Source organism: Paenibacillus algorifonticola (assembly GCF_050481745.1).
GTDB classification, from domain to species: Bacteria; Bacillota; Bacilli; order Paenibacillales; family Paenibacillaceae; genus Pristimantibacillus; species Pristimantibacillus algorifonticola_A.
This window is the reverse complement of record NZ_JBCNGR010000052.1, coordinates 1-6808: the sequence shown is the minus strand read 5'-3', so window position 1 is coordinate 6808 and position 6808 is coordinate 1. Positions and strand designations below refer to the sequence as shown.

Genomic DNA, 6808 nt, shown 5'->3' with positions numbered 1-6808 from the left:
GCTCTAATGCGGATAGAACCGCCTTTCCTTCAAGCACCTGCGTGCTTTGGGAAACTAATTTCACAACGTCGTTCAATTGCTATTCCTCCTATTAAAACTATCTATCAGATTGATTTAGGTGCCATATCCGAAAGCTTGACTATCGTACATATCCAGGAGCATACTGCTCCAATTTCCAGGAACATGCGCCTGTTTGGATAACGGGCCTGTCTTCGCTTCTGCCATGCCCCCCACAGCTGCTCCGGATAAAAGCCCCACTCCCCCTTCAGCTCAATGATCTTCTGATCGTTCTCCATATATAAAGTTCCTTGTTTATGTTTCATCATAACATGATTAATGTAATAAAACACCGCAAAACTATAGCATCAAAAAAGCATCTGATCCGCAGATCAAATGCTTGGATTCAACCATCGTTAAGGAAGTTTCAATGCTTCATTACAGCTTAAATGCACTTCTCCAGCACAGCCCGATTTTTACCGGCTTGTTACCGACTCTAATTCCACGATTACGAGCCCTTCGCTTTCGTGAACAATATAAAAAAAGTCGGACACGATCCAAAATCACCTTAACCGACTGCTCTCCAATCAACTCTGCCTAGGAGCGCCCAGCAACCCCTCCGAAGATATGCCCAGTAATTAGCTTGAATGGCGGCTGCATTAGGAGCATCCATTCTAGCTGCCAGCAGGACGCCATGCGGTTGAATATAGCCTAGGTTCAAGGCAGGATTGTCTAGCTTTCGGTTAAACATTAAACCAAACCTCCAGAGTCAGAAACGTTTGCTTCGCCGTCTCAACGACCTGAGCAGCCTCTTCTTCCGTTAATACAGACTCGCTTACAAATTGGCTGAATTCCGCCCATTTCGCTCTCGTTTCGGTACCATAAGCGTTAAAATACGCCGTACCTTCGCTTGTGTTGTCCGTAAGCGGCAGAAATTTGCGAACCTGCTTCGTAATAATTTGCCCACCCATTGTGGAGCCTTCAATGACATACATATAACCAAGCATCTGGGCCACGGTAGCTAGTTCAGGAAGCTGCTTGCATTCCGGAAGCTGCTGCAGCTGCTCTTCGCTTAAACCAAGTGCCAGCAAATCACGTTCCAATAGCGGGGATTTGGCCCGGTTTTGAATAAACTCGCCAAGCTCGTGTACGTTTTGCGCTTCTGATAGCGCGGCAATATGGCGTTCTACCGGCTTAATAAAACCGTAAAACTTCTGTAAGTAAAGGGAATAGTCCGTTACGTTTAAAGTTTGATTCATAATGGCTTTGGCAAAGCGGTTGTCCTCGATCTGCTTGTGATTCACAGCAGTCTCTTCCTTCAATCGAGCCATGACGTTCATATGGGCGTTCACTCCTATCCATTTATAGGCTTTTTGCCTTAAAGAAGAAACACTTGTCTGCATAAACATCGCTGTGCTTCACACTGAAAATATGATTTTTCACCTTATAATCAATACATAATTATAACTGAGAAATCAATATAATCAAAGCGTTTCTCCATGGATTTTTGTAACCAGACCTACTCGCTGGCCGTTATAACATCCTTTTTTGAACGGGTTAAATAGACAATCATGCCTAGAATGCAAACGAGGAAAATCGCACTCGTTCCAACGGTCCCAAAGCCTAATCCGCCGTCATCCGTTGACTGGGACAAATAATCGCCAAGCGATGCTCCTAATGGCCGCGTCACAATGTAGGCGATCCAAAATGCCAACACCGCATTGAATTTAAAACGGTAATAGGCAAACGTTACAACGCCGATAACCGCTGCGAAAATAAGTGCCGAAGTCAAATAGCCCAGCTGCATGCCTTCCGAAATGAGATCGCCCGCAGCTGTTCCCAGCGCAAAAGTAAACAAAATGGCCAGCCAATAAAATGCTTCACGCTTAGCAGTAACGATGGAGTGGATGGAGAGTGTACCCTCGCTTTTGTACCACATGAGAAACGTGCTTAATAAGGCGATTGAAAATACCGCTGTCGTCGTTTCCAAGGGAACACCAAGCTGGTCGGTCAAATTATCGGTGACAAGCGTACCTAAAATGCTAATCATCACAACTGCCACCCAATATACGCTGGGCACATATTTTGCAGCTTTGAACTGAACAACTAATACAATAAAAAATAAAACTGCTGTCAAAACCGTTGTGCCCGCAAGTCCCCAATGAAGATTAAAGTTGAGAAAATCCGCTGCCGTTTCTCCTACTGTAGTCGCCATAATTTTAATGAACCAGAAGAAGATTGTAATGCCTGGTACTTTGCTTAGCAGAGATTGATTATCGAGCAGTCTGTTTGGTCTGCTCCCTATTCCGACTCCTATTTCCTCTCCAATTCCTGCCGCTGATACAGCCTGATCGTTTTGGTTAGTCATCAATGTTATGCCTCCCATATGCAAAATTGAAATTGCATTCTAATTTGTAGCTGTAACCAGTAGGTAAGTCAGAAACACGAACGCGAGTGCAAAGCGGTAATAGGCAAAAGGGGCCAGCTTCAGCCGTTCCAGCAGCTTCAAAAAGGTCATCACCGCAAGCAGCGCTACGACAAAGGCGGTTATAAATCCGGTTGCAAAAAAAGCAGCATCAGCAGCAGTCAACGTCTGATAGCTTTTCAACAGCTCATAGCCGGTGGCTGCAACCATCATTGGAACGGCAATGAGAAACGAAAAGTTTGTAGCTGCCCGGTAGTTGATACCTGTTAGCAGACCTCCAGCAATCGTTGCCCCGGATCGGGAAAAGCCGGGCCATAATGCCAAGCATTGGTAAAGCCCAATGATAAAGGCCTGCTTATAGGACAGCTGGTCAATCCCTTCCACTTTTACAGCGGCTTGCCGCTTCTCCCCCAGCAGCATAAAGGCACCGCCCAGCACCAGTCCGATCAAAACGGTATATGGTGAAAACAAATACGTTTTAATTAACGAATGCAGTGTCAAGCCAAGCAGCATAGCGGGCAAGCAAGCGAGACCAATATGGATAAGGTTCAGCTTATCCGCTTTTTGGCCCTCTCTTAAAGCTTCGTCTGCAGCAGGCTTTAGCCTAACAAGCCCGAGAAGATCGAATATTCGCCGCCAATAAATGACAACGATCGCTAAAATGGCGCCAAGCTGAATAATAATTTCGAACGTATCCGCCTTCTCGCCGGTAAACCCCAGCAAGGCGCCGCTCAAAATCAAATGCCCGGTGGAAGAAACGGGAAGGAATTCGGTCAAGCCTTCGATAATGCCTTGAATGATAGCGGTGAACAAATGATCCATAAAATGCGCTCACTTCCTTTTACGAGTTGGACAAGGAACAATCTCTTTGTTTGGAATAGCCCTAGTTTAGAGCCCAATGCTAAACTCCTTATAAATTGGCTATTAAAATTTTCTTAACTCCGATTAAAAGCAAAGTTAAGCAAAAAAAAGCCCGCCTACAATCAGGCGAGCTCCCCTTCCTATTTTACATGTACCTAAATCGTATTGCTTGTCACCCTTTAAATCGATATCCCGCTCCCCAAACGGTCTCGACATAGGTCGGCTCCGCGCAATTGCTTTCCGTTTTTTCACGTATTTTCCGAATGTGTACCGTTACGGTCTGCATATCGCCTAAGGCATCAATACCCCATATTCGCTCGAATAAATGGGTTTTGCTAAACACCTTGTCCGGATGGCTCGCGAGAAAATAAAGCAGGTCAAACTCCTTAGTCGTCAGCACCGTCTCTTCTTCATTGACGAACACCTTCCGCGTATCGGGGTTGATGAGCAAGCCGCGAATTTGAATTTCATTTTTCACATCCTTCGCACCCACTAAACGCTCATATCTGGCAATATGCGCCTTGACTCTGGCAACGAGCTCACCTGGCTTGAACGGCTTGGTCATGTAATCGTCGGCGCCAAGGCCCAATCCCCTAATAATGTCAATATCCTCGCTTCTGGAAGACACCATGAGGATCGGAATGTTCTTCTTCTCCCTAATCCTTTTGCAAACGTCAAAGCCGCTCAGCTTAGGCAGCATAAGATCCAATATAATCAGATCGTAGCTGCCAGCAAGGCTCATTCGCAGTCCCGTTTCGCCGTCAGCAGCCATGTCTACCTGGTAGCCGTTTATTTCCAAATAATCGCGTTGAAGCTCTGAAATCGTAATATCGTCCTCAATCAGCAAAATCGATTTCATGGATTTATCATTCCCTTGTCGTAGTTGGGATGCACAGCTTTATGGTCGTTCCGACATCCAGCTCGCTGGACGCTGATATAACGCCGCCATGCCCTTCCATAATTTGTCTGGCAATCGCAAGCCCAAGGCCGCTTCCGCCTGTATGCGCACTCCGTGATTTATCCGTCCGATAAAATCGTTCAAAAACATGCTGAACCGCCTCAGCCGCAATTCCTTTGCCATTGTCCGCAATTTCCAATACGGCGGCCTGTGGGGTTGAATATACGGTCAGGTGAATATTCGGCTGCGCTTTATTCATATATTTCATACTGTTTTGAATAATATTGTTCAGCACACGTTTGAAATGATCGCGATCAAGCGAAACGACCGTCTCCGAATCAAGGGAAATATCGGCCAAAAATGCGATGCCCCGCTTTTCCAGCTCAAATTCCAGCTCCTCGATCCAATCGCTTAAAAAAGGCAGCAGCTGCACCACTTCAAACTGGAACGGCTCACGGTTTAAATCCAGCTTGGAATACAGAAACAGCTCATTGATGAGATGATCCAGCTCATCGGATTTGAGCGCAATGGTCTGCATATATTTCAAGCTTTTCTCCGGAGTATCTGCTATTCCGTCCATCATGCCCGCTACATAACCGCGAATGGCCGTCAAGGGGGTTTTTAAATCATGGGAAATGTTTGCGATTAACTCTTTGCGGTTTTCCTCGTATTGCTGCTGTACCGAGGTGGAATGCTGCAGCCGCAATCTCATTTCTTCAAAGGCTACCCCTAATTGCCCGATTTCATCTTTCCCAGCAACTTGAATTTGCAAATCCATCTTGCCTTCCTTCATTTCTTGAGCCGCTTCTCGAAGCTTGTGCAGAGGGCGAATTATGCTTTTGGACATCATCGTCGTCAATAGCACATGGGTCAAAATGAAAATAAGGATCAGCAAGCTGAATAAAACGATAAAATATTTTCGAATAAAATTCGTTAACGGATTTACTTTGGTTATCATAAACAGCGATATTTGCTCATTGCCGGAACGATTAAGATCGTAATGCAGGAACGCATAGGCAGCGTTGCCTACCTTTTTCTCTACATAGGCTTGACTTGTTGTATGCCCATCGTAAGCAGTCAATTCCGCTAGCCATGCTGCATCCTGCGGGAGCCCTGGCGAACGGTAGAAAATGGCATCGTTTTGACGCACGACGATACCTGAATTTTTGTCCTGCAGCTGCAGAGTCATTTCATTCAAATAACTATCGTCCCTAAGCAAGTCGGGCTGGCGCTGAGCCGAACGAATGATTTCTTTGGCGACCTGCTCCAAATCCTCATGATTGAATATATCTTCCGTCGATTCATAAATGCCTTTCAGATTTTGCAAATCACCACGAAACATAACGACCATCAGCAACGAAATAAGCATAATAAAAAATAATGGAATGACCAGCATTGCCGCATAGGACAACAGCAATTTCAGACGAATCGACATACTCGAAAAACTCCTTTGCTTGCAGCTCCATTTCAGCCCACTTTGCGATTAAACATAAAGGATTCATTCGAAAAAAACAAGATCGCCTCCGCTAATAGGAACTCGTCCAATCATCTCTTTACTTAGCATACGCAAAGCTCATAAATTATTAGTTAACTGGCCATTAAATTTCTATTAATTTAAAAAACAAAAAAGCCTGGAAGACCAGGCTTGACCAGGCTTTTTCTTCATCCGGTTGTGGCTGGGACCGCTGATGCTGAAGCTACTGTTGCTAGGTCCACTCCTGATAAGGCTTCTGTTGCTGAGACTGCTGATGAATCCACTGCTGCAGAAATCACACAGCTCTGGGCCTTCCCTCCTCGTTGAGGACTGAGGTTCCGCTATTTTGGCTTTTCCTTCGATTTCAGGCCGCACGCGGACAGGAAAGCCGCTATTGCCCTCCTCATCCCATCAAAATGGCGATGGGCAGTGTAATAACGGCTCCTGAGTCCGCCGCCGGTGCCACAACCCACGATTCGGTGAAAATAGCGGCTGGTGTGTCCACGAAATCTGTCTTGGTGTCTTTGTAGGGTTTGCTCACGGAGCAAAAACCTGAAACGAAGAGCACAACGCAACCTTTCGGGTATGCAGGTTCACATTCATGAGGAGAGATATTCCTGACTGTATCCACCGATAGTAGCGGGAATACATATGATGCTCATTTCACTCAGAATTTGGATCTGGATCTGGATCTATCATAAGCAAAATGATACTGGCCAGAGCCCAGCTCCAGCGTAACGCTTCCCGCTTCTTCATGAATCGCGGTAATGCCCGCCGCTTGCGATAATGCAGTGCCATTTTCCAACACATCGGCTGCCGCTTGCGCTTCTGGAAGCTTGAGCGTCGCACGGGCATTGCAAGGCACCGTCACCTTAATTTCCATTCGCCCTGCTTCCTTACGGCACCAAGAGGAAACGATCACCCCATACATCGTCGTAAGCCTTGCTTCCGCCCAAGTTAAACCGGGTCCCGGCTGCGGGCTGATTTTCACATGCTTGAATCCCGGCTCCTCCTCGTCTGGCTGAATGCCAGCTACGTAGCTGTACAGCCATTCTCCGATTGCGCCGTAGGCATAATGATTGAAGGAATTCATATCCTCGCTCCAGAAGCTGCCGTCTTCCTTGATGCCATCCCAATGCTCCCAAATCGTCGT

The 6808-nt window shown here is 46.3% G+C and carries 8 protein-coding genes; all 8 read right to left on the bottom strand.

What is annotated here, in order from left to right; genetic code table 11:
• Positions 1-104 precede the first annotated feature (104 nt).
• Entirely contained in the window at positions 105-296 is a 192-nt protein-coding gene (locus tag ABEW34_RS30100; protein ID WP_430164998.1) for a hypothetical protein, read from the bottom strand.
• A 444-nt stretch (positions 297-740) separates the two neighbouring features.
• A complete protein-coding gene (locus ABEW34_RS30095; RefSeq protein WP_430164995.1) occupies positions 741-1337 on the bottom strand; it encodes a biliverdin-producing heme oxygenase in 597 nt (198 codons plus the stop codon).
• Positions 1338-1516: 179 nt separating this feature from the next.
• Positions 1517-2365, bottom strand: coding sequence for a COG4705 family protein (locus ABEW34_RS30090; protein ID WP_430164992.1), 849 nt, complete (start codon positions 2363-2365; stop codon positions 1517-1519).
• A 39-nt stretch (positions 2366-2404) separates the two neighbouring features.
• Positions 2405-3244 (bottom strand): undecaprenyl-diphosphate phosphatase, encoded by an 840-nt coding sequence (gene bacA / locus ABEW34_RS30085; protein WP_430164989.1) that lies wholly within the window; start codon positions 3242-3244, stop codon positions 2405-2407.
• Positions 3245-3455: 211 nt separating this feature from the next.
• Positions 3456-4142 (bottom strand): response regulator transcription factor, encoded by a 687-nt coding sequence (locus ABEW34_RS30080; protein WP_430164987.1) that lies wholly within the window; start codon positions 4140-4142, stop codon positions 3456-3458.
• Between the two features lie 7 nt (positions 4143-4149).
• Positions 4150-5616, bottom strand: a complete 1467-nt coding sequence (locus tag ABEW34_RS30075) for an ATP-binding protein (protein ID WP_430164984.1) — start codon at positions 5614-5616, stop codon at positions 4150-4152.
• A gap of 442 nt (positions 5617-6058) precedes the next feature.
• Positions 6059-6196, bottom strand: coding sequence for a hypothetical protein (locus ABEW34_RS30070; protein WP_430164981.1), 138 nt, complete (start codon positions 6194-6196; stop codon positions 6059-6061).
• 126 nt (positions 6197-6322) lie between these two features.
• A partial coding sequence (locus ABEW34_RS30065) for an alpha-L-rhamnosidase C-terminal domain-containing protein (RefSeq protein WP_430164978.1) occupies positions 6323-6808 on the bottom strand: 486 nt, incomplete at its 5' end.

Excerpts from the sequence above, each read along its gene's own strand:
- ABEW34_RS30090 (WP_430164992.1), bottom strand. The coding sequence starts at position 2,365 with ATGACTAACCAAAACGATCAGGCTGTATCAGCGGCAGGAATTGGAGAG.
- ABEW34_RS30095 (WP_430164995.1), bottom strand. The coding sequence starts at position 1,337 with ATGAACGTCATGGCTCGATTGAAGGAAGAGACTGCTGTGAATCACAAG.
- ABEW34_RS30080 (WP_430164987.1), bottom strand. The coding sequence starts at position 4,142 with ATGAAATCGATTTTGCTGATTGAGGACGATATTACGATTTCAGAGCTT.
- ABEW34_RS30100 (WP_430164998.1), bottom strand. The coding sequence starts at position 296 with ATGGAGAACGATCAGAAGATCATTGAGCTGAAGGGGGAGTGGGGCTTT.
- ABEW34_RS30075 (WP_430164984.1), bottom strand. The coding sequence starts at position 5,616 with ATGTCGATTCGTCTGAAATTGCTGTTGTCCTATGCGGCAATGCTGGTC.
- bacA (WP_430164989.1), bottom strand. The coding sequence starts at position 3,244 with ATGGATCATTTGTTCACCGCTATCATTCAAGGCATTATCGAAGGCTTG.